General features: G+C 62.7%; 21 protein-coding genes and 2 tRNA genes. 2 read left to right on the top strand and 21 right to left on the bottom strand.

Features of this window, described 5'->3' with window-relative positions; all coding sequences use genetic code 11:
• Positions 1 to 2 precede the first annotated feature (2 nt).
• The 6 genes from uppS to rnr form a co-directional block, all read right to left on the bottom strand.
• Entirely contained in the window at positions 3 to 788 is a 786-nt protein-coding gene (gene uppS, locus JY96_RS02155; protein WP_081961550.1) for a polyprenyl diphosphate synthase, read from the bottom strand.
• Between the two features lie 113 nt (positions 789 to 901).
• Positions 902 to 1,462 (bottom strand): ribosome recycling factor, encoded by a 561-nt coding sequence (gene frr, locus JY96_RS02160; RefSeq protein WP_035034584.1) that lies wholly within the window; start codon positions 1,460 to 1,462, stop codon positions 902 to 904.
• An 88-nt stretch (positions 1,463 to 1,550) separates the two neighbouring features.
• Positions 1,551 to 2,261 (bottom strand): UMP kinase, encoded by a 711-nt coding sequence (pyrH, locus tag JY96_RS02165; protein ID WP_035034586.1) that lies wholly within the window; start codon positions 2,259 to 2,261, stop codon positions 1,551 to 1,553.
• A 202-nt stretch (positions 2,262 to 2,463) separates the two neighbouring features.
• Complete coding sequence (gene tsf / locus JY96_RS02170) at positions 2,464 to 3,360, bottom strand: translation elongation factor Ts (protein ID WP_035034589.1); 897 nt, start codon at positions 3,358 to 3,360, stop codon at positions 2,464 to 2,466.
• 107 nt (positions 3,361 to 3,467) lie between these two features.
• A complete protein-coding gene (gene rpsB, locus JY96_RS02175) occupies positions 3,468 to 4,214 on the bottom strand; it encodes a 30S ribosomal protein S2 (protein ID WP_035034590.1) in 747 nt (248 codons plus the stop codon).
• Positions 4,215 to 4,376: 162 nt separating this feature from the next.
• Positions 4,377 to 6,734 carry a ribonuclease R gene (gene rnr, locus JY96_RS02180; protein WP_035034592.1) on the bottom strand — a complete coding sequence of 786 codons (2,358 nt, stop codon included), beginning with the start codon at positions 6,732 to 6,734 and terminating at the stop codon, positions 4,377 to 4,379.
• A gap of 135 nt (positions 6,735 to 6,869) precedes the next feature.
• On the opposite strand from rnr, the gene JY96_RS02185 reads away from it, so the two are divergent.
• A tRNA-Leu gene (locus tag JY96_RS02185) sits at positions 6,870 to 6,954 on the top strand.
• A 425-nt stretch (positions 6,955 to 7,379) separates the two neighbouring features.
• Positions 7,380 to 7,464, top strand: a tRNA-Leu gene (locus JY96_RS02190).
• Positions 7,465 to 7,623: 159 nt separating this feature from the next.
• Here the strand turns inward: JY96_RS02190 and JY96_RS02195 are convergent.
• From JY96_RS02195 to pilW, 15 genes are all read right to left on the bottom strand, one after another.
• Positions 7,624 to 8,145, bottom strand: a complete 522-nt coding sequence (locus tag JY96_RS02195) for a phosphoribosyltransferase (protein ID WP_035040827.1) — start codon at positions 8,143 to 8,145, stop codon at positions 7,624 to 7,626.
• A 62-nt stretch (positions 8,146 to 8,207) separates the two neighbouring features.
• Positions 8,208 to 9,563 (bottom strand): adenylosuccinate synthase, encoded by a 1,356-nt coding sequence (locus tag JY96_RS02200; RefSeq protein ID WP_052162044.1) that lies wholly within the window; start codon positions 9,561 to 9,563, stop codon positions 8,208 to 8,210.
• Between the two features lie 36 nt (positions 9,564 to 9,599).
• Positions 9,600 to 10,793 carry an ATP phosphoribosyltransferase regulatory subunit gene (locus JY96_RS02205; protein WP_035034598.1) on the bottom strand — a complete coding sequence of 398 codons (1,194 nt, stop codon included), beginning with the start codon at positions 10,791 to 10,793 and terminating at the stop codon, positions 9,600 to 9,602.
• A 123-nt stretch (positions 10,794 to 10,916) separates the two neighbouring features.
• Positions 10,917 to 11,111 (bottom strand): DUF2065 family protein, encoded by a 195-nt coding sequence (locus JY96_RS02210; protein WP_035034600.1) that lies wholly within the window; start codon positions 11,109 to 11,111, stop codon positions 10,917 to 10,919.
• Positions 11,112 to 11,135: 24 nt separating this feature from the next.
• Positions 11,136 to 12,026 (bottom strand): protease modulator HflC, encoded by an 891-nt coding sequence (gene hflC / locus JY96_RS02215; RefSeq protein WP_035034604.1) that lies wholly within the window; start codon positions 12,024 to 12,026, stop codon positions 11,136 to 11,138.
• Between the two features lie 32 nt (positions 12,027 to 12,058).
• A complete protein-coding gene (gene hflK / locus JY96_RS02220) occupies positions 12,059 to 13,258 on the bottom strand; it encodes an FtsH protease activity modulator HflK (protein WP_035040830.1) in 1,200 nt (399 codons plus the stop codon).
• Between the two features lie 179 nt (positions 13,259 to 13,437).
• The gene (gene hflX, locus JY96_RS02225; RefSeq protein ID WP_152606336.1) at positions 13,438 to 14,640 is read right to left on the bottom strand and encodes a GTPase HflX; all 1,203 of its coding nucleotides are present in this window, start codon (positions 14,638 to 14,640) and stop codon (positions 13,438 to 13,440) included.
• Positions 14,641 to 14,746: 106 nt separating this feature from the next.
• Positions 14,747 to 14,986, bottom strand: coding sequence for an RNA chaperone Hfq (hfq, locus tag JY96_RS02230; protein ID WP_035034608.1), 240 nt, complete (start codon positions 14,984 to 14,986; stop codon positions 14,747 to 14,749).
• A 135-nt stretch (positions 14,987 to 15,121) separates the two neighbouring features.
• Entirely contained in the window at positions 15,122 to 16,486 is a 1,365-nt protein-coding gene (der, locus tag JY96_RS02235; RefSeq protein ID WP_035034610.1) for a ribosome biogenesis GTPase Der, read from the bottom strand.
• Positions 16,487 to 16,504: 18 nt separating this feature from the next.
• Positions 16,505 to 17,665, bottom strand: coding sequence for an outer membrane protein assembly factor BamB (gene bamB, locus JY96_RS02240; protein WP_081960963.1), 1,161 nt, complete (start codon positions 17,663 to 17,665; stop codon positions 16,505 to 16,507).
• Positions 17,666 to 17,755: 90 nt separating this feature from the next.
• Positions 17,756 to 18,430 carry a tetratricopeptide repeat protein gene (locus JY96_RS02245; RefSeq protein ID WP_035034615.1) on the bottom strand — a complete coding sequence of 225 codons (675 nt, stop codon included), beginning with the start codon at positions 18,428 to 18,430 and terminating at the stop codon, positions 17,756 to 17,758.
• Between the two features lie 36 nt (positions 18,431 to 18,466).
• Positions 18,467 to 19,768, bottom strand: a complete 1,302-nt coding sequence (gene hisS / locus JY96_RS02250; protein ID WP_035034616.1) for a histidine--tRNA ligase — start codon at positions 19,766 to 19,768, stop codon at positions 18,467 to 18,469.
• Between the two features lie 26 nt (positions 19,769 to 19,794).
• Positions 19,795 to 21,078: a flavodoxin-dependent (E)-4-hydroxy-3-methylbut-2-enyl-diphosphate synthase gene (gene ispG, locus JY96_RS02255; RefSeq protein WP_035034617.1), complete on the bottom strand. Its 1,284-nt coding sequence runs from the start codon at positions 21,076 to 21,078 to the stop codon at positions 19,795 to 19,797.
• A complete protein-coding gene (locus JY96_RS21870) occupies positions 21,075 to 22,097 on the bottom strand; it encodes a helix-turn-helix domain-containing protein (RefSeq protein WP_052162046.1) in 1,023 nt (340 codons plus the stop codon). The genes ispG and JY96_RS21870 overlap by 4 nt, the downstream gene beginning before the upstream one ends.
• A complete protein-coding gene (gene pilW, locus JY96_RS02265) occupies positions 22,090 to 22,914 on the bottom strand; it encodes a type IV pilus biogenesis/stability protein PilW (protein ID WP_035034618.1) in 825 nt (274 codons plus the stop codon). Before pilW ends, JY96_RS21870 begins: the two co-directional genes overlap by 8 nt.
• Positions 22,915 to 22,950 lie beyond the last annotated feature (36 nt).

Genomic DNA, 22,950 nt, shown 5'->3' on the forward strand with positions numbered 1-22,950 from the left:
AGTCAAACCGAGCCGAAAGCGCCAGCTTCGCCGTCACCGGCACCACCACTGCCGATGGCGCCCTCACCTTCACCGGACGCCCCCACATCGCCAAAGCGACGCTCGCGCCGGACGTAACTGGCAAGGGCCTTGTCCAGCTCCCGCTCGTCAAAGTCAGGCCACAGGCAATCGGTGAAATACAGCTCGGCATACGCGCTCTGCCACAGCAGGAAGTTGGACAAGCGCACCTCGCCCCCCGTGCGGATGAACAGATCCGGGTCAGGTGCGTAGTTCATGGCCATATAGCGCGACAACGTGGTCTCATCCATTTGATCGGCCTGAACGCCCGCCCGCATGGCCTGGCGCGCTGCCTGAACAATGTCCCAGCGACCGCCATAGTTGAAAGCGACCGTCAGGATCAGGCGCGTGTTGTGGATCGTTGCGTTCTGGGCTTCCAGCAAGGCGTTGCGCACTTTCTCGGACACATTGGCCAGATCGCCCACGACGCGGATGCGCACGCCGTCCGCCTTGAGCTTGATCAGGTGCTTGGACAAGGCCACCAGCAACAGGCTCATCAGACCAGAGACTTCCTCCTCGGGCCGTTTCCAGTTCTCGGACGAGAAAGCAAACACCGTGAGGAAACCAATGTGCCGGTCAGCCGCGGTCTGCACCACTTTGACCAGTGCGTCCACCCCCGCCTTGTGCCCCACACCGCGTGGCATGAAACGTTTGCGAGCCCAACGCCCATTGCCATCCATGACGATCGCAACATGACGAGGAACCGGATCAACAGCGGGAGACTTGGCCATCAGCGCAACAAAGGTGAGAGGGTTCACCGCGCCAGCAACAAGGCGCGCCAGAAACACAGCGAGGCGGCAATGCCGCCTCAGACTGCGTCGAGATTATGACAAAGCGCCGCAGCTTAAACGGCCAGCACTTCGGCTTCTTTGGAGGCCACCAGCTTGTCGATCTCGGCGATCGTCTTGTCGGTGAGCTTCTGAACGTCGTCCTGCGAACGGCGATCCTCGTCTTCGGTGATTTCCTTGTCCTTGAGCAGGCGTTTGGCGTGCTCGTTGGCATCGCGCCGCAGATTACGCACGGCCACTTTCGCGTCTTCGCCAGCGCTCTTGACCACCTTGGTCAGCTCCTTGCGTCGCTCTTCGGTCAGCGGCGGCATCGGCACACGGATCAGATCGCCCTGCGTCGATGGGTTCAGGCCCAGATCCGATTCGCGGATGGCCTTCTCGATCTTGGCGCCCATGCCCTTTTCCCAAGGCTGGACGCTGATGGTGCGGGCGTCCAGCAAGGACACATTGGCCACCTGGCTGATCGGCACCAGCGAACCGTAGTAGTCCACCTGAACCTGATCCAGGATGCCTGGATGGGCGCGACCGGTACGGATCTTGGCCAGTTCGTTCTTGAAGGCCTCGATCGACTTGAGCATTTTCTGCTCGGCGTTTTTCTTGATTTCTGCGATGCTCATGGAGAACTCCGTGCGAATGTTTTACAGCCTGACAAACGCGTGAGTGAAAAAACCAGACGACAAAACCGTGGATCGGCAAGCCGCCCGATCAGACGTGAACCAGGGTACCTTCGTCTTCACCCAGCACGACACGCTTGAGCGCACCGGGCTTGAAGATCGAGAACACTTTCAAGGGCAGATTCTGGTCGCGACACAGCGCAAAGGCGGTGGCATCCAGCACCTGCAGGTTCTTGATCAGGGCCTCGTCAAACGTGATGCTGCCATAACGCGTGGCCGAGGGATCCTTCTTGGGGTCCGCGGTGTACACGCCGTCCACCTTGGTGGCCTTGAGCATGATCTCTGCGCCAATTTCGGCGCCGCGCAGGGCCGCAGCGGTATCCGTCGTGAAGAAGGGGTTACCGGTACCGGCAGCGAACACCACCACCTTGCCCTCTTCGAGGTACTGCAAGGCCTTGGGGCGCACATAGGGCTCGACCACCTGGTCGATGCTGATGGCCGACATGACGCGCGCGGTCATGCCTTCCTGGCGCATGGTGTCAGCCAGCGCCAGCGAATTCATTACCGTGGCCAGCATGCCCATGTAGTCGGCCGTGGCGCGGTCCATACCGACCGAGCCACCCGCCACGCCGCGGAAGATGTTGCCGCCGCCGATCACCACCGCCACCTGGGTGCCCAGGGCCGTCACCTCTTGGATTTCCTTGACCATGCGAACGATGGTCGCGCGGTTGATGCCATAAGCATCATCGCCCATGAGGGCTTCACCAGAAAGTTTCAAGAGGATGCGCTTGTAGGCGGGCATTCGAACGTCCTTGTTTGATGACTTGCGGCAAGCTCAAAGGTTATCGCAACTTTGAACCTGCCCAGACCTGTGGTCTTTGAAAGACTGGCCGCGCGATGGTTCCACCAACCGGCGACCTTTGTTGTGTAAAGCCCCTGCCACTGCTGGCAGAGCAAAGCCGCATAGCACAAGGGGGCCAGAAGCCCCCTTGTTTTGCGTCGGGTTACTGACCCTTGGCTGCGGCCACCGTGGCGGCCACTTCAGCAGCAAAGTCGTCTTGCTTCTTCTCGATGCCCTCGCCCACGATGAACATCGTGAAGCTCTTGATCGAGGTGTTGGTCGACTTCAGGTACTGCTCGACGGTCTGCTTGCCGTCAGCGGCCTTCACGAAGACCTGGTTCAGCAGCGACACTTCCTTGAGGTACTTCTGAACAGCGCCTTCGATCATCTTGGCGGCGATGTCAGCCGGCTTGCCGGACTCGGCAGCCTTGGCCGTGGCCACGCTGCGCTCGGTCTCGATCAGAGCGGCAGGCACATCGGCCGACGACAGCGACACGGGCTTCATCGCGGCGATGTGCATGGCGACGTCCTTGGCGGCCACGTCGTCACCGTCGAACTCCACGACCACACCAATGCGGGCGCCGTGCAGGTAGGCAGCCAGCTTGCCGCCGTCAGCGTAACGCTTGAAGCGACGGATGGACATGTTCTCGCCGATCTTGCCGATCAGGCCCTTGCGAACTTCTTCCACCGTGGGGCCGAAACCGTCTTGCGACAGGGGCAGCTCGCCGATGGCAGCGACGTCAGCAGGATTGTTCTTGGCGATCAGCTCGGCCACCGACTTGGCAAAAGCCAGGAAGGATTCGTTCTTGGAGACGAAGTCGGTTTCGCAGTTGATTTCGACCAGGGCACCGGTGGCGCCGGACACGGCGGCAGACACGACGCCTTCGGCGGTCACGCGGGTAGCAGCCTTGGAGGCCTTGCTGCCCAGCTTGACGCGCAGGATCTCTTCAGCCTTGGCGAAGTCGCCATCGGCCTCGGTCAGCGCCTTCTTGCACTCCATCATGGGAGCATCGGTCTTGGCGCGCAGTTCGGCGACCATGCTGGCGGTAATAGCAGCCATTTGCTTTCTCCGTTTGATTCAGGTGCGGTGTCATCACCGCATCACAAGAAAATCTGTTTGAAAAAAAGGGGCTGATCGTCAGCCCCTTCTTCTTGAGTCAAGGCAGCTTAAGCAGCTTCGTTGACTTCCACGAACTCGTCGTCGCCACCGGCAGCAGCGGCAACCACTTCGTTCACGGCGTTGGCCTTGCCTTCCAGCACGGCGTCAGCCACGGCCTTGGCGTACAGCGCCACAGCCTTGGAGGAGTCGTCGTTACCGGGGATGACGTAGTCGATGCCTTCGGGCGAGTGGTTGGTGTCCACCACGCCAATCACGGGGATGCCCAGCTTCTTGGCTTCGGCGATGGCGATCTTGTGGTAACCGACGTCGATCACGAACAGGGCGTCAGGCAGGGCGTTCATGTCCTGAATGCCGCCGATGTCCTTTTCCAGCTTGGCCAGCTCACGTTGGAACAGCAGGCCTTCCTTCTTCTTCAGGTTGTCCAGGCCGGCTTCGACTTGAACCTGCATGTCCTTGAGCTTCTTCAGCGAACCCTTGACGGTCTTGAAGTTGGTCAGCATGCCGCCCAGCCAACGCTGGTTCACGAAAGGCACGCCAGCGCGTTCAGCTTCCAGGGCGATGGTGTCGCGAGCTTGACGCTTGGTGCCGATCATCATCACGGTGCCGCGGCGAGCCGACAGCTGCTTGATGAACTTCAGAGCCTCTTCGAACGCAGGCTGCGTCTTCTCGAGGTTGATGATGTGGATCTTGTTGCGATGGCCGAAGATATACGGGGCCATCTTGGGGTTCCAGAAGCGGGTTTGGTGACCGAAGTGGACACCGGCTTCCAGCATTTCGCGCATGGATACGGACATGGAATGCTCCAGAGGTTGGTTCTAGAAGCCGTCAGCGATCTCAGGGGGCGGTACAGGCCAGCAATTGACCTTGAACCCCGCTGCGACACCTTGGGAATTGACGGCTTCGCGAGTAATTTGCCCGAACCATTTCAGGCAAACTCTGGCATTCTAGCATGAATCTCAGCGCTTACCCTTGCCACTCTTTCGGCTGGCCGTCTTTTTGCCCGCCGTCTTGGCTGCGCGCCCCGAACTCGCCGAACGCGGTGCTGCGGACTCAGGTGCGACGTTGTGCGCCCTGCCCTTGACAACCGCCTTGCCGCCCTTGCCCGCCGACTTCCCGGCGCGTTTGGCCTCACGGTCCGCCTCCTGGATATCGGCCAGCTCCTCCTGAGCAGACATGTCGCCAGCCCAGGGCGCATCCCCACCGCGACCTCGGCGACGCGCGTTCGCCGGCGCACCAGCAGGCCGCAACTCGGCGCCCTCTCTCACCATGCGGAAATCGATCTTGCGGGTATCCAGGTCGACTCGGCTAACCTGCACGCGCACACGGGTGCCGACGCTGTAGCGCACGCCCGTGCGCTCGCCGCGCAACTCCTGGCGCGCCTCATCAAACCGGTAGTACTCGCCGCCCAGCTCGGTGATGTGAATCAGCCCTTCGACATACAAGCCATCAAGCTGCACGAACAAGCCGAAGCTGGTGGCCGCCGTCACCGTGCCGCCATACTCCTCGCCCAGGCGCTCGCGCATGAACATGCACTTGAGCCAGGCCTCCACGTCACGCGAGGCCTCATCGGCACGGCGCTCATTGGCACTGCAGTGAATGCCCACCGTCTCCCAGGCCGCCAACTCTTCAGGTGGCAACTTGATGCGCGACGCGGCCTTGGTCGGCGCTGCAGGCAAGCCCTTGGCAGGCGCGCCCGGCTTGCCACCCGGCTTGCGCTTGAAACTCCCGACTGACGACACCACCCCGGGCGGCACCTTCAGGCCATAACGGCCACTGCCCAGCAGCGCCTTGATCACACGGTGCACCAGCAAGTCCGGATAACGGCGGATCGGGCTGGTGAAGTGGGTGTAAGCCTCGTAGGCCAGACCAAAGTGGCCACTGTTGACGGGCGTGTACATGGCTTGCTGCATCGAGCGCAGCAGCATGGTGTGGATCTGCGTGGCATCCGGCCGGTCCTTGGTGGCTTGCGCAATCGCCTGGAAATCGCCCGGTGTCGGCTCCTCGCCCAGGCTCAAACCGAGCCCCAGGGCCTTCAGGTAGTTCTTGAGCAAAGCCCGCTTCTCGGGGGTCGGCCCCTCGTGAACGCGGAACAGCGACGGGTGCTTGGCGCGCGAGATGAAATCAGCCGAGCACACATTGGCCGCCAGCATGGCCTCTTCGATCAGACGGTGCGCTTCGGTGCGCACACGCGGCACGATCTTGGCGATGCGGCCGTTGTCATCACACACGATCTGCGTTTCGGTGGTGTCAAAGTCCACCGCACCGCGGCTGGAGCGCGACTTCAACAGCGCACGGTAAACCTCATACAAGTGCAGCAGATGGGGCACCAGCTCGCCCCGCTTTTGCGCCTCGGGGCCACGCGTGTTCCCCAGGATCGCCGCCACCTCGGTATAGGTGAAGCGCGCATGCGAATTGATCACAGCCGGATAGAACTGGTAGGCGTGCACCTCACCATCGTCCTTGACCAGCATGTCGCACACCATCGACAAGCGCTCGACTTCCGGATTGAGCGAGCACAGCCCGTTGGACAACTTCTCCGGCAGCATCGGGATGACGCGCCGAGGGAAGTAGACCGAGGTTGCACGCTCGTAGGCATCGCGGTCCAGCGGGTCGCCAGGCTTCACGTAGTGACTCACATCGGCGATGGCCACCAGCAGACGCCAGCCATTCGGCGCCTTGGAGCGGCCTATGGTGGCCGGCTGGCAATACACCGCATCGTCAAAGTCGCGCGCGTCCTCGCCGTCGATGGTGACCAACGGCACATCGGTCAGGTCAATGCGCCCCTTCTTGTCAGCTGCACGCAGCTTCTCCGGCAGCTTCGCCGCCTGCGCCAGCGTGTCTTCGTTGAATCGATGCGGCACCTCGTACTTGCGCACCGCAATCTCGATTTCCATGCCGGGGTCATCAATGCCCCCCAGCACCTCCGTGACGCGCCCCACGGGCTGCGCATGGAGCGACGGCGCCTCGGTGAGCTCGACCGCCACCACCTGCCCAGGCTCGGCATTGGCCGTGGCTTTCGCCGGGATCAGGATGTCTCGGCCAAACCTTCTGTCTTCCGGTGCCACCAGCCAGGCCCCACCCTCGTGCAGCAGCCGGCCGATGATCGGCGTCTTGCGCCGCTCAACGATCTCAAGGACCAAGCCCTCAGGGCGCCCCTTGCGGTCAAAGCGCACCACGCGAACCTTGACCCGATCCCGGTGCATGACCGAGCGCATTTCCTGAGGCGACAGGTAGATGCTCGCATCGCCTTCATCAGGTTGAACGAAGCCGTGCCCGTCACGGTGGCCCTGTACAGTGCCGATCACTTCGCTCATGAGGTTCACAAAATTTTGAGAGGGTGTTGTCATAGTCATCATTTTGATGCTAGAATTGCATTCTTCGCTGATGACTGAAGCACATATTTCACAGTGTGAGTAGTGTGCGAACAGTCAGAAGCTAAAAAAGTACCTGCCCAGGTGGCGGAATTGGTAGACGCACTAGTTTCAGGTACTAGCGGGTAACTCCGTGGAGGTTCGAGTCCTCTCCTGGGCACCAATTGAAAAGCCGCTTCGATCTCTGCATCGAAGCGGCTTTTTCTTTGCCTGATGCAGCACATGGCGCCAGTCATGACTTCAATCTTGCATGCTGTCAACGCAGCGCCCTGCTTACGGAGCGCCGGGCCGCGGCGATTGCGCCATCCATGATGCGCATGCGATGAAATTAAAAAGCTGGTAATCATCAAATCTGCAAATGCCAAGCCAGCGTACACCGTTTCTCAGGCCACAACATCGCCTGTGGCACTTGTCGCACACCCGGCAAGGATCGATACGCCCAGTCTGCTGGCACTGACAGGCCAGCCAGGCAGTTGAATTCATCTTTTTTGATGCAACTGAGCCACATAGCCAGGAAACAGAAAAACTCATGCTATAGTCATGGTCTCGATGACGCGCTGGCAACAACGCAGATTCAAAAAAGTACCTGCCCAGGTGGCGGAATTGGTAGACGCACTAGTTTCAGGTACTAGCGGGTAACTCCGTGGAGGTTCGAGTCCTCTCCTGGGCACCAATTGAGAAGCCGCTTCGATATCAAAGTCGAAGCGGCTTTTTCATTTGCACCGCTCCAGGTGCAACACCATGGCACCTCGCCAAGCATCGGCAGCGCAAGGCATGAAAAAAGCAGCCCGAGGGCTGCTTTCTAACGGAGAGCTCAGGGCCGATGGCCTGATCAGAGCTTGTAGCGCTTCATCAGCGCCTCCGGCCGGAGGGTGTCATAGTCCTCGAAAGGCTGATGGATCCAGGGGCTGGTGGGCAGCGTCTCGACGTAATAGTCAGGCGTGTAGCTGGACACACCCTTCACCCAGATCACGGCTGAGCGCAGCTCCGTGATGGCCGGCATGCTGCGCAGGCGGTCCACCACGGCACGCAAGGTCACGCCGGAATCAGCCAGGTCGTCCACCAGCAGCACGCGGCCAGCCAGTTCACCTTTGGGCATGGTGATGTACTTGGCCATGTCCAGGCGCCCCTGCAAGGTGCCGCCGTCATCACGGTAGGAACTGGTCGACATGATGCCCAACGGGCGATCAAAGATGCGAGAAAGCACATCACCAGGCCGCATCCCGCCACGCGCCAGACACAGGATCTGATCGAACTGCCAACCCGAGGTGTGCACCTTCAGGGCCAGACGTTCCGTCAACTGGTGGTACTCCTCCCAGGAGACATACAGATGCTTGCCGTCGTCAGTGAGCATGAGAACTTCCTTCTTGCTGGATTGCGATGGGTTGAGCTTGGGACCTGCTTGCATCAGCCGTGTCAGCCCTTGTAAGGGTGACGCAGCAGGATGGTGTGATCACGATCCGGGCCGGTGGACACCATGTCGATGGGCGCACCGATGAACGCTTGCACGCGCTCCAGGTAAGCGCGCGCATTGGCCGGGAGCTTGTCCCACTCGGTGATGCCGAAGGTGGTGCCTTCCCAGCCAGGGAAGGTTTCATAGATGGGCTCGCAGGCGATGATCTCGTCGGCATCCAGCGGGAGGATGTCCACACGCTGGCCATTGAGCATGTAGCCCGTGCACACGTTGATTTCCTTGAGACCGTCCAGCACGTCCAGCTTGGTGATGCACAAGCCGGAGATGCCGTTGATCAGCACGGAGCGCTTGAGCGCTGCGGCATCCAGCCAGCCGCAGCGGCGGGCGCGGCCAGTCACCGTGCCACGCTCCTGACCCACGGTAGACAGGTGATAGCCCACCGTATCGGGCGTTTCCCAATCCAGCTCGGTCGGGAAGGGGCCGCTGCCCACGCGCGTGGTGTAAGCCTTGGTGATGCCCAGGATGTAGTGCAGCTTGTCAGGGCCCACGCCAGAACCTGCGGCGGCGTTGCCGGCCACGCAGTTGCTGGAGGTCACGTAAGGATAGGTGCCGTGGTCGATGTCCAGCAGCGTACCTTGCGCGCCTTCGAACAGCACGCTGCCGCCAGCCACGTTGTGGCCATGGATCTTCACGCCGACGTCGGCCAGCATGGGCAGGATCTGCTCGGCGGCCTTCATGGCCTGGTCGTAGATGGGCTGGAATGCCAGCGCTTCGGACTTGAGGTAGCCCTGGAGCGCGAAGTTGTGCAACTCCAGCAACTCCTTGAGCTTGGCGGCAAAGCGCTCGGGGTGCTTCAGATCCTGCACGCGCAGGGCACGGCGCGCCACCTTGTCTTCGTAAGCAGGGCCAATGCCTTTGCCCGTGGTGCCGATCTTGCCGCTGCCACTGGTTTCACGCAGTGCTTCGCGGGCCTTGTCGACCTGCACGTGGAAAGGCAGGATCAGGGGGCAGGATTCGCTGATGAACAGGCGCGAGCGCACATTCAGGCCAGCGGCCTCCAGGCGCTCGATCTCGGACAGCAGGTGGGTGGGGTCCACCACCACGCCGTTGCCGATGTAGCAGGCCACACCGTCGCGCATGATGCCCGAGGGGATCAGTTGCAGCGCGGTTTTCTTGCCGTTGATGACCAGGGTGTGGCCAGCGTTGTGGCCACCCTGGAAGCGGACGACAGCAGCTGCATGGTCGGTCAACCAGTCAACGACTTTGCCCTTGCCTTCGTCACCCCATTGGGTGCCGACGACCACGACGTTACGAGCGGAAGCGGTGCCGGGACGAGCCGACGCGGAAGTGCTTTGCATGGCGGATTCCTGTTTCGCAGAGAAGGGCCGGGGCGCTTAGAGCGCGCGCACCGACCAGCGTCCATCGACCAGCGCGAGTTCGCGATCGCAGTCGAATTCCTGGACGTCGTGTTCATGTCCGGGCAGCACGCACACGACGGTGTGGCCCTGCCCTCTCAGTGCGCGCACAGCCTCGCGCAAGGCGGGATCTTCACCCCAGGGTGCACGCACAGCCGAACGCACAGACAGCCCCTGGAGGCCAGCCAGCAGATCAGCCAGGATCTTCAGGTCGAGACTGAAGCCCACGGCGGGGCGACGACGGCCAAAGACCGCCCCCACCTCGTCGTAGCGGCCACCACGCACCAGGGCATCTGCATGCCCCTTGGCGTAAATGGCAAAACGGGTGCCGCTGTAGTAGGCGTACCCGCTCAGGTCGGACAAATCAAAGCCCACAGCCACATTGGGTTGCGCCTGACGCAACTGCTTGGCCAGCCAGGCGAGATCGTTCAGTGCGACATCAACCAGGGCATGACGGGGCAAGGCCTCGCGCGCCTGGGCCAGCACCTCTTCACCACCGAAGAGGCTGGTCAAACGCACCAGCACATCGGCGGCCGCGGGCACCGAAGCCAGGGCACCCTGCTTGGCCAGTTCGCGCAGCGTGCCGACGTCCTTGGCGGTCAGGGCCGCGATCAGGGCGTTGTGCAGGCTGGCATCCAGCGAGGGCACGCCCAGGCCAGCCAGCACGCCGTTGACCAGTCGCACATCGGCCAGGTCGATCACCAGGCCGCTCAGTCCAGTTGCCTGCAGGCCTTCCAGCGCCAGCTCCGTGGCTTCCAGATCGGCCTCCAGCCCGGCATGGCCGTAAATCTCGGCACCAAGCTGCAAGGGCTCACGGCTTGCATGCGGGCTGGCCGGGCGCGTATGCAGCACGGGGCCGCAGTAGCACAGACGGGTCACGCCGTCGCGGTTGAGCAGGTGGGCATCAATGCGAGCGACTTGAGGCGTGGCATCAGCCCGCACACCCAGGGTACGACCGCTGAGCTGGTCAACCAGCTTGAAAGTCTTGAGGTCCAGTGCGTGGCCGGTGCCAGACAGCAGCGACTCGATGTGCTCGAGCAGCGGCGGCATGACCAGCTCATAGCCATAGCTGCGGGCCGCGTCCAGCCAGACACGGCGCAGCTCTTCCACGCGACGCGCCTGCGCAGGCAAGACGTCAGCAATGTGCTCTGGCAACAGCCAAGCAGACGACATAAGAAAACGTGTGGGGGTTAAAAACGGGATTCTACAGGGGGAAGACGTCGGTTTCACAAACCGCGAACATCTTCCCCGTGAACCAAGGCTCGGCTGGCGCGTCAAAGCGCCGCTCTGGCAGGCTCAATCGCCCATCTGAATGAGCCAGAGCATGATCAGCCCGGCCACCATGCTGATCAGGCCGATGGCCCTCACCTGCTGGTCACTCAGGCGCAGCAATTGCTCGAACATGCGGCGCCAGCCGGCCGGATTGATGGCTGGCATCAGGCCTTCCAACACCAGCAGCAAGGCCAGCGCGATCCAGATCGCATCGGACATGGGTGCGTTCGACTGACGAGCAGATTACTTGCGCGCCGGTGCAGCCGGCGTGCCGCTGCCACGCATGGCCTTGAAAAACTCGCTGCTGGGATCCAGCACCATCACGTCAGACTTGCTGCGGAAGGTCGAGCGATAGGCTTCCAGGCTGCGGTAGAACTGCGCAAACTGCGGATCCTTGCCGAAGGCTTCCGCATAGATGGCAGACGCCTTGGCGTCACCATCACCCTTGATCTTTTGCGCATCACGGTAGGCTTCGGCCACGATGATTTCACGTTGACGATCGGCGTCAGCGCGGATCTTTTCGCCTTCAGCGCCACCGGTCGAGCGCAGCTCGTTGGCGGCACGCTTGCGCTCGGACTCCATACGGCGGTAGACCGAATCGGTGATGTTGGCGGAGAAGTCAACGCGCTTGATGCGCACGTCCACCACCTCGATGCCAAAGGACTTGGCGTCATCCGCCAGGCGCTTGACCACCGCCTGCATGACCTTTTCACGCTCGGACGAGAGCATGTTGGCCACCGTGCGCTTGGTCACCTCTTCGTTGAGCGCGGCCTGCACGATCGGCGACAGGCGGTTCTCGGCGTTGCGCATGTCGACGCCGTTGTTGCGGATGAACTGCTTGGGCTCGACGATGCGCCACTTGACCAGCCAGTCAATGACCAGGCTCTTCTTCTCAGCCGTGAAAATGGGCCGCGACTCGGTGCTGTCCAGGGTCTGGATGCGACGATCCAGGAAGACAACGTTTTGAAACGGCGCGGGCAATTTGACCTTCAGGCCCGGTTCGCTGATCACGGCCTTGATCTCGCCCAAGGCGTAGACCACGGCAAACTGCCGCTGATCGACCACAAACAAGGTCGAGGCCGCGATGATGATGGCCAGCACAACGCCGCCCAGGATGATGCCAAATCGATTCATGTCAGATTCCTTGCCTGTCCTTGCTGTGCGGCTCAACGAGCTTCACGGTCGCGGCTGCGCAGACCGTCTCGTGACCGGACATCCTGGTTGACGGCTGCGGCGCTCGACGATGCCGGCACATCGGTACCGGCGCTGCCACTTTGCGGCGCTGCAGGCACCGGGGTCACAGGAACCGCCCCACCCGAGGAAGACATCTGCATGATCTTGTCCAGGGGCAGGTACAGCAGGTTGGAGCCCTGGCGGGAGTCCACCATCACTTTGGTGACGTTGCTGTAGATCTGCTGCATGGTGTCGATGTAGAGGCGATCGCGCGTCACGCCGGGCGCCTTCTGGTACTCGGCCAGCACGGCCTTGAAGCGCTGCGCATCACCTTCGGCCTGCGCCACCACGCGGGCCGCATAACCAGCCGCTTCCTCGCGCAGACGCGCGGCTGTACCTTGCGCCTTGGGGATCACATCGTTGGCGTAGGCCTGGCCTTCGTTCTTGAGGCGTTCACGATCGGCACCGGCCTTGAATGCATCATCAAAAGCTGTCTGCACCTGCTCGGGCGCCTGCACGCTTTGCACATTGACGTTCACGACGGTGACGCCTGCCTTGAGCTTGTTGACCTGGTTCTGGATCGACTTGACCAGTTCGGCGGCGATGGCGTCACGTTGCTCGTACAGCACGGAATCCATGGTGCTGTTGCCGACGATCTCACGTACCGCCGACTCGGCGGCCTGCAGCACGGCCTCATCGGAGTTGCGGTTCTCGAACAGGTACTGACGGGCATCAGACAGTCGGTATTGCACCGTGAAGCGGATGTCGACGATGTTCTCGTCGCGGGTCAGCATGGACGAGTCACGCAGGCCGGTCGCCTGCATCACCGAATTGCTGCCGACATCGATGGAGCGCAACTGGGTGAGGTTGACCACTTCATGGCTCTGGATGGGGAAAGGCGCACGCCACTGGAAGCCGGCATCGACCTTGTGGCTGTAGCTGCCAAAGGTCATGATCACGGCCTGCTGGCCTTCCTGCACGATGAAGAAGCCGCTACCCAGCCAGATCACGGCCACCAGGCCCAGCACCAGGCCAATACCGATGCCCGCGCCGGTCGGATCCGGCGTCATGCTGCCACCAGGACCATTGTCGCCACCACCGTTGCGACCGGAAAAGATGTTGCTGAGCTTGCGATTGAGGTCGCGCCACAGTTCGTCCAGATCGGGCGGACCGTCATTGCGCTCGCTCATCATGCCCTGCGGCTTGGCCAGCCCCGGGACAGCCTGACGCACCGCCTGAGCAGCCAGCCAGCCGACCCGACGGGCCATGCCGGTGGCGCAAGCGGCCACGAGCCAGGCCGCATGAGGCACGGCACTCATCACCCAGGTACGACCTTGTTCAGGCTGAGCGCCTGTTTCCAGGGATTGCATGTTCATGTTCGGACTGTCGGAAAGTCAGGGCGCTCCGGGCTGGGCGCCTCTGCATCGATGGGATTGTGCATGCCGAAACGGGGATCCGACGGCGTATTGTCATTGGGAGCGTCCCCAAGGCCATGCAAGGCCGCTTCAGCGAGTACCGCGCGCAACACATCCAGCCCCTCGCCCTTGAGGGCGCTGACAAAGACGCGTATGCAGCGGCGCCCCGAAGGCAGCTCGTAAAGATCGCGCTCGTGACGCGGTTGCTGGTGCTCAGGCAGGCAATCGCTCTTGTTGAACACCAGCACCTGGGGGAGTTGGCCTGCGCCGATGCTGTCGAGCACACGCAGCACCTCGTCGATCTGCTCGTGCAGCACGGGGCTGGCGGCGTCGACCACGTGCAGCAGCAGATCGGCCTCGGCCGCTTCCTGCAAGGTGGCTTCAAAAGACTCCACCAGCGAGTGAGGCAGATCGCGAATGAACCCGACCGTGTCGGACAGCGTCACGCTGCGCTGGGCCTCTGCCAGAAAGAGCTGGCGGGTGGTGGTGTCCAGCGTGGCAAACAGCTGGTTGGCCGCGTAGGTGCCCGCCTTGGTCAAGGCATTGAACAGGGTGGACTTGCCAGCATTGGTGTAGCCCACCAGGGACACGCGGAACGTGCCAGTGCGCTCGCGGGAGCGGCGCTGGGTGTTGCGTTGCCGCTTGACCTTGATCAGGCTGTCCTTGAGCGACTTGATCTTGGTCTCGATCATCCGGCGGTCCAGTTCGAGCTGGGTTTCGCCGGGACCACCGCGGTGCCCCACGCCGCCGCGCTGGCGCTCCAGGTGGGACCAACGGCGAACGAGCCGCGTCGACAGATATTGCAGGCGCGCCAGTTCGACCTGCAGCTTGCCTTCGTGGCTGCGGGCGCGCGCACCAAAAATTTCGAGAATCAGGCCCGTGCGGTCCAGCACCTCGACGCCGAGATGGCGCTCCAGGTTACGTTGCTGGGCGGGAGAAAGCGCCTGATCGAAGATCACACCGTGAGCCTGGTACAGGTCCACGATCGATTTGATCTCATCGGCCTTGCCGGAGCCCACAAACAAGCGGGCATCGGGTGCCTTGCGCTTGGCGGTCACCTTGGCAACAGGCATGTCGCCAGCGGACTCGGCCAGCAAGGCCAGTTCGTCAAGCGTGGGGTCGAATGACGACCCGGGGCCCAAATCGACCCCTACCAGCACGACCCTGGGGTCCTGAGAAGCGTTCAGCACAGACGTTGAAGAGGTCGTCAAGGCGTCAGTCAGGTCTGGGGTCGGCTGGTTGAGTGGGACTGCTCAGCAATGCTGATCAGTCCTCGGTCGTTTCGCTGGCGTGGAAGTTGACTGCACGCCCAGGCACGACCGTGGAGATGGCGTGCTTGTAGACCATTTGTGTCACCGTGTTGCGAAGCAACACGACGTACTGGTCAAACGATTCGATGTGGCCCTGGAGTTTGATGCCGTTGACCAGGTAAATGGACACCGGCACATGTTCTCTGCGCAAAAGGTTCAGGAACGGGTCTTGTAAAAGTTGCCCTTTGTTGCTCACGATATGCTCCGTGTTGAAAAGTTTCGGATTTGCCACCTTAACACAGTCCCCGCCGCGTATCCGGCTTGGGTTATGTGATGGAGGGTGTTGGCTGGGGTTAATTGCCCTTTTCGGCACCATCCAAAAAGGTGGGGGTCATTCGTCCTTGTCGGCAAACGGATTCTGCGACGACTTGAACTCGATGCGCAAGGGCGTGCCACTGAGCTTGAAATGCTCGCGGAACCGCCCTTCCAGGTAACGTTTGTAGGCCGCGCTGATGTGCTCCAGCGAATTGCCATGGATGACGATGATGGGCGGGTTCTGACCACCCTGGTGGGCGTAGCGCAGCTTGGGGCGATAGGCACCGGCCAGCTTGGGCTGCTGGAACTGCACCGCCTCTTGCAGCAGGCGTGTGAGCACCGGCGTGGGCAGCTTCTTGGTGGCCGAGTTCCAGGCTGCCGTGATCGCCTTCCACAGAGGGCCCAGACCCTGGCGCTTGATGGCCGAGATGTGCAGCACGGGCGCGAACTTCAGGAAGGCCAGGCGCTGCTCGATCGAGCGCTGCAGCATCTCGCGCTGGTAGCTGTCGACCGCATCCCACTTGTTGATGGCGATCACCACGGCACGGCCGGACTCCAGCACGAAGCCGGCGATGTGCGCGTCTTGCTCGGTCACGCCCTGTGTGGCGTCCACCAGCAGCAACACGACGTTGGCATCCGAGATCGCCTGCAGGGTCTTGACCACGGAGAATTTCTCGATGGCCTCGAAGACCTTGCCCTTGCGGCGCAGGCCTGCGGTATCGATCAACTCGAAGCGCTTGCCCTCGCGCTCGAAGGGCACGCTGATGGCGTCACGGGTGGTACCCGGCATGTCGAAGGCCACCAGGCGCTCTTCACCCAGCCAGGTGTTGATCAGGGTGGACTTGCCTACGTTCGGGCGCCCTGCCACGGCCAGACGGATGGGCTTGTCCAGATCCATCTCGCGCCAGTCACGGCCTTCGGGCAATTCGTCTTCTTCGTCCTCTTCAGGGAAGAAGCCTTCCAGTGCCATGTCGACCAGGCTGCGAATGCCCTGGCCGTGCGCAGCAGACACGGGAATCGGCTCACCGATGCCGAGCTCATAGAACTCGGCCAGTTGCGGCCCGGACTGCATCCCCTCGGCCTTGTTCGCAGCCAGCAGCACTTTCTTGTTGGCGGTGCGCAGGTACTTGGCGATGTCGTGGTCTTGTGCGGACAAGCCATTGCGGGCGTCCACCACAAAGACCACCGCATCGGCCTCAGCCACGGCCTGGCGGGTCTGCTTGGCCATCTCCTTGAAGATGCCGGCCGTGCATTCAGGCTCGAAACCGCCGGTGTCGATGACGATGAACTCGTGCGAGCCCAACTTGCCCTCGCCATAGTGACGGTCGCGGGTCAGGCCGGCAAAGTCGGCCACGATGGCATCGCGGCTCTTGGTCATCCGGTTGAACAACGTCGATTTGCCGACGTTGGGTCGTCCGACCAAGGCAATAACTGGTTTCATGAAATTTCAGCTAACAGATCAGTTGGCGCGCAGGGCGTACAGCGTGCCCTTGCGGGTGACGACCAGCAGGGTCTGGTCCACCACGACAGGCGCGGCTACCAGCGCACTGTCCAGTTCGGTACGGGCCAGCGTGCGGCCATCTTCAGACGCCAGCACATGCAGGTAACCGTCGTAGTCACCCACGACCACGCGGTTGCCCCAGATGGCCGGGGCGCTCAGGTTGCGATAGGTGAAGCGGTCCACCCGCCAGAGCAGGTCGCCGTTTTCAGCCTTCCAGGCACTCAGGCGGTCGGCACCATCGCTGCCCACCACCATGCGTTCGTTCGCAGCGACTGCCTGGCGCCCGGCCTGCGGACGCGTCCAGCGCAAGGAGCCACGGTTCAACTCCATGCACGCGACGGACAGCTGGAACGCGCGCACGCAAGCCTCGTCATCAACACGGGCCAGCGGGCCAACCAGATCAGCCAGGCGCTCGACCTCGTTGGTGCCGCGGGGCGTGCCCACGTTCACGTCAAAGCGCACGCTTCCCTTGAGCGGATCGAGCCCCACCAGACGGGCGCCCTGCCCCACCAGCAAGGTGTCGCGGAAGGCCGTGATCACGCCAGATGTGGCCAGCGCCAGAGGCTCGCCACCGGGGCGCTGGTACTGCCACAACCACCGGCCGTCCAGCACATCGTACGCGCGCACGCTGCGGTCCACGGCCTGCACGAACACGCGCTCGCCCGCCACCAAAGGTGCCGTGATGACACGCCCCGGCAGGCGCTCGCGCCACAGGAGCTTGCCCTGGTCAAAAGCCAGCAGTTCATTGGCCTGCGTGACCACCGCGGCATAACGCCCGTCGCTGCCTACCACGGCAGACAGATCGGCGTGAGCCTGGGCTCGCCAGCGCTCTTTGCCCGTGGCAATGTCGAAGGAGACGATGTCACCATCGGTGCTGGCCGTGGTGACCACGCCATTGCTGACAGCCAGGTTCAGTTGGCCGTCGACGGACCCTACACGCTGAGACCAGGCCGTCGTCAAACGCAGGGCCGGCGCGCTCAGGGACTCCAGGGACGCCGGCGAGGGCTTGCTGGATCCGCAGGCCGCCAGCACGGCGACAACAGCGCAGGCCGCCGCCAGCTTCACGAAGCGCGAGGCTGAGGGAGTCAGGTTCACCAGTTTGGCACGGGTCAGGGTCATGTGTGCTGCCTAAGAAAGCGTCCGGAGTATTCGGTCAGGTCGAAACGATAGCAGGCTGATGGCGAGCCGATAAGGGGCCAGAGGCCGCTCTCAGTTGGCTGCAACGGCCTTGTTCTGGACAGGTGGAGCAGGAGGCTGCCCCAGCGCGGTCAATTTGCCCTCGATGAAGCGACGGTACTCCACCGTGGCATCCATGTTCTTCCAGGCCTCGGCATAAGCCTTGACGGCCTCGTCCTTTTTGCCTTGGGCCAGCAGCACATCGCCGCGGCGATCCTGCACCAGGGCCGCAAACTCGGCTGGCGTGTCTGCAGACAAAGTCTTCAGGGCTTCGTCGTACTGCTTTGCATCCATCTGGACACCTGCCAGGCGCAAACGCGCGATGGCAACCAGATTGGCGTTCTTGCCGCTGTCAACCAGCCACTGCAGGGCGGCCTTGCCCTGGTCCGCCTTCTGGTGCTCGACAGCCACCTTGGCCACCATCAAGGCCCCCTGCTCGGCAAACGTGGTGCCTGCGTACTTGCTCTTCAAGTCGGCAAAGGCCTGGATGGCCTTGTCGGTGTTGCCAGCACCGGCCGCACGGTCGAGCTCTTCATACAAGCCGCCGGCGCCGATGGCGCGCTGCTGTTGCCAGTACAGATAACCCGTCCAGGCAGCATAAGCGCCCAGGGCCAGCACCAGCACCCAGGTGATCAGGTTGCCGTATTGCTTCCAGAAGTGCTTGACCTGGTCAAGCTGTTCCTGCTGCTCAAGATCGTAGGTCGCCATGACGGTTCCCGTTTGTATGTGTGTAAAAGCCGTGGATTATGACTGGGGTGCGGACAGCAGGCTTGCCGCCCAATCACCCGCCCCCGCCAGGGAGCGTGAAACCTGCTCGCCACCATCTCGCAAAGGCTTGATGGCGACCTGCCCTTGTGCAACCTCGTCGGGCCCGAAGATCAGGGCGTAACGGGCACCGCTGGCGTCGGCCTTCTTGAACTGCGACTTGGGGCTGGCCGGGCCATCCTTGCCCGCGGGGTTGAGCACCACGCTCACCCCCTTGGCACGCAAAGCCTCGATGGTGGTCAGGACGGTGCTCAAGGGGGTGCCGTTGAACACCACTGCGAAAGCATCCGGTGCGCTGGAAGGCGCCTCGATGCCCACCTCCTGCAGCAGCAGCAGCAGACGCTCCATGCCCAGGCCCCAGCCCACAGCCGGCGCAGGCTTGCCACCCAGCTGCTCGATCAGGCCGTCGTAGCGACCACCACCACACACCGTGCCCTGGGCCCCAAGCTTGTCGGTCACCCACTCGAACACGGTCAGGTTGTAGTAGTCCATGCCGCGCACCAGGCGCGTGTTGACCTGGTAGGGCACACCAGCTGCGTCCAGCACGTGCTTGACGGCCGCAAAATGCGCCAGCGAGGCCTCGCCCAGGAAATCGATCAGCTTGGGCGCCCCCTCGACCATGGCCTGCATGGCAGGGTTCTTGGTGTCCAGGATCCGCAGCGGGTTCGTGTGCAGGCGACGGCGGGCGTCCTCGTCCAGGAGCTCGGCGTGCGATTCCAGATAAGTGATCAGCGCCGCACGGTGTGCCTTGCGCTCGTCCGGCTGACCCAGGCTGTTGATCTGCAACACCACGTCGTGCCCGACCTTCAGGCCCAGGTCACGCCACAAGGCCGCCGTCATCAGGATCAGCTCGGCATCAACGTCCGGGCCAGCAAAGCCCAGCACCTCGGCACCCACCTGATGGAACTGGCGATAACGCCCCTTTTGCGGGCGCTCGTGGCGGAACATCGGGCCGATGTAGTACAGGCGCTTGCCGCCTTCGTACAGGAAGTTGTGCTCGATGATGGCGCGCACCGAACCGGCCGTGCCTTCAGGGCGCAGCGTGAGCTTGTCGCCATTGAGGCTGTCTTCGAAGGAGTACATCTCCTTCTCGACGATGTCGGTCACCTCGCCCAGGCCGCGCACGAACAGGGCCGTGGGCTCGACGATGGGGGTTCGCATGTTCTGGTAGCCATAGCGGCGCATCACCTTGCGCACCACGTCTTCCAGCCACTCCCAGCGCGCCGATTCCGGCGGCAGGATGTCGTTCATGCCTTTGATGGCTTTCAGGATCTCGGCCATGTCTGTCTTCTTGTTGGTATGGGATCTCAGGCTTTTTGCCCAGTCTGGGCTGCCTCGCCAAAACGGCGTTCGATATAGCTCTGCACGAGCTGCTGGAACTCTTCGGCAATGCGTTCGCCACGCAGGGTCATGGCCTTTTCGCCGTCAATGAACACGGGCGCCGCAGGCGCTTCACCCGTGCCTGGCAAGCTGATGCCGATATCGGCATGCTTGCTCTCGCCCGGGCCATTGACGATGCAACCCATCACGGCCACCTTCATCTTTTCAACGCCGGGGTATTGGCTGCGCCAGGCAGGCATCTGCGCGCGCAGGAAATCGTCGATCTGCTTGGCCAGCTCCTGGAAGGTGGTGCTGGTGGTGCGGCCACAACCCGGGCAGGCCGTGACGCTGGGCACGAAGGTGCGCAGGCCGAGCGCCTGCAGGATCTCCAGCGCGACCACGACTTCTTGCGTGCGGGCCTCGCCGGGCTGCGGCGTCAGCGAAACGCGGATGGTGTCGCCAATGCCCTCTTGCAGCAGGATGGACAAGGCCGTGGCAGAAGCCACCGTGCCCTTGGTGCCCATGCCGGCCTCGGTCAGGCCCAGGTGCAAGGGGTAGTCGCAACGGGCGGCCAGGCCTCGGTAGACGCTGATCAGATCCTGCACGCCACTGACCTTGCACGACAGGATGATCTGCTCGGGCGCCATGCCCAGCTCCTGTGCAGCCTGGGCTGATTGCAAAGCCGAGCTGATGAGCGCCTGGTACATCACCTGCTGCGCATCCCAAGGGTCGGCGCTGCGAGCGTTCTCGTCCATCATGGAAGCGAGCAACTCCTGATCCAGGCTGCCCCAATTCACGCCGATGCGCACGACTTTGTTGTAGCGCATGGCGGCTTCGATCATCTGGCCGAACTGGCGGTCGCGCTTGTCACCCTTGCCAACGTTGCCCGGGTTGATGCGGTACTTGGACAGGGCCTCGGCGCATGCGGGGTATTCGGTCAGCAGGCGGTGGCCGTTGTAATGGAAATCTCCGACCAGCGGCACGTCGATGCCCATGCGGTCGAGCTGGTCACGCACGTGTGGCACGGCCTGCGCGGCTTCTGGCGTGTTGACGGTGATGCGTACCAGTTCCGAGCCGGCCTGCGCCAGCTCCTTGACCTGGATGGCGGTGCCGATGACGTCCACCGTATCAGTGTTGGTCATGGACTGCACGCGCACTGGCGCATCACCACCGATGGTGACCACGCGCGAGCCCCACACGACGCGGGCCTGACGCGAACGCCGCGCAGCAGGTCGGGCGACGTCAATGAGGCTGAGGTTTTCCAGTGTCATTTCAATTCCAGGCGGGCCACGTTGTTGCGTGTCGAGGCGGTCAGGTCAACCGGCTGGCCCTTGTAGCTCAACTGCACGCCAGGGGCATTGCCGATGCGCAGGCTCAGCGGCGCCACGCCATCCAGGGCCACTCGCTCGCCGGCCAGCACATTGCGCGACAAGAGCTTGGCGCCCTTGGCATCACGCACTTCGATCCAGGAAGCATCACGCACAGCCAGTACCAGCGTGTCACCGCCCGCGCTGCTTGCAGAGGGCGTGACAGACGCGGCCTGAGCCAGGCGAGGGTCAGCCGCCAGAACCGGCGCCGATGCCGGCGCCGCCGCGTCGGTTTTATCCAGCACCAAAGGCGCCAAACCACCCGAAGCTGCAGGGGCTACTGGGGGCAAGGCAACCGGCACCGACATCGAAGACGCAGCCTCCGGTGGCGCTGATGCAGGCGGCACATCCTCCGCCGCCGAAGCAGCCACCGGCGGTTCGAGTTGCGTGGCCGATGCAGCCTGCTCGGCCTTCGTCACCTCCGTGGGCCGCGGTGCCATCTGCAGCACCTTCTGGAACCAGGCTGGCGCCTCGATGGACTCAGGCAGGACGTAGATGACCAGGGAGCCAACCAGCAACAAGATTGGTGCCAGCCACTTGAAACTCAGCAAACTGGACCAGTCCCAGTGGTGATCAAACAGCGGTGAGCCTCCGCGCACATCCTTGAAGGGTTGATTCAAGGGCGGCTTGCCTTCAGCCAGCGCCGCAGGCCTGGCAGCGGGCAAGGCAGCCAGCACTTCGGACGGGTCGACCTTGAGTGCGCGGCAGACCGTCATCGCCAGGGCACGCGTGAAATTGGCATCGGGCAGCAGGTCAAATTGCCCCGACTCCAGCGCCTCCAGCTTGGCCGGCGTGACCTTGATGGTAGAAGCCAAGCCTTCCAGCGTCATGTTCTGGGCTTCACGTGCACGACGCAGGATCTCACCGGCGCTGCGGTTACCCGCATCCGGCGCAGACAGGATGATGGGCGTCGGCTCAGTCATCGAACTTCCCCAACTCCAGGGCATTGGCCTCGCGGGCTGTCGGGAATTTGCTGCGCAACTGGACCGCCAGCTCGTCACGGCCATTGGTGTTGCCCAGACGATGTTCGATGCGGATGGCCAGCCACAGGGACTCGGCCGTCACCTGGTTGGGCACGTTGTTGACGCGGCGGATATAGAAGCGCGCGCGCTCCAGTTCGCCACGGCGATAGAGCACCGCTGCCAGGTTATAGGCCGTTGCCGGATTGGAAGGATCCAGTTCATACGAATGCGCCAGGGTCTTTTCGGCCTCCGGGAACAACCCGGCGTTGATCTGGCAGACACCGCGGACCAGCAAGGTCTTGCTGGTGGCCACGGTCTGGGGCAAGGCTGCCGCACGCTCGAACAAGGCATCGGCCTCGGCGTACTGCCGCTTGCGACACAGGTACCAACCGTAGTTGTGCAGCACGCTGCCATTGCGCTCATCCAGCGACAGAGCCTGCTTGTAGTTCGACTCGGCGCGCTCGCTGTCACCCATGGCGTCATAGATCAGCGCACGCATCTCGTAGGCATCGGGCAAGGACGGATCAATGGCCACGGCCTGCTTGAGCTCATCCAGCGCGGTGTTGTATTGCCCTTGCGCGTAGTACGTGGAGGCCAGCTCCATGCGCAGGCGAGCGCGACGGCGAACGTCACCTTCGTCCGAGGCCGTGGTGATGTCTCCAGAAGACGACGATGCCCTGGGCATCGGGCCACCGGCACAGCCGCCCAGTTGCCCCAGTGCCATGACACAGGCACCCAGCCAGCAAGCTGTCAACACCACCGAGCGAAGCATCCTCATGCAGCAGTCTCCTAAGAAAGGGGTCCAGTGTAGAGG

It is taken from the genome of Aquabacterium sp. NJ1, assembly GCF_000768065.1.
Lineage (GTDB): Bacteria > Pseudomonadota > Gammaproteobacteria > Burkholderiales > Burkholderiaceae_C > Aquabacterium.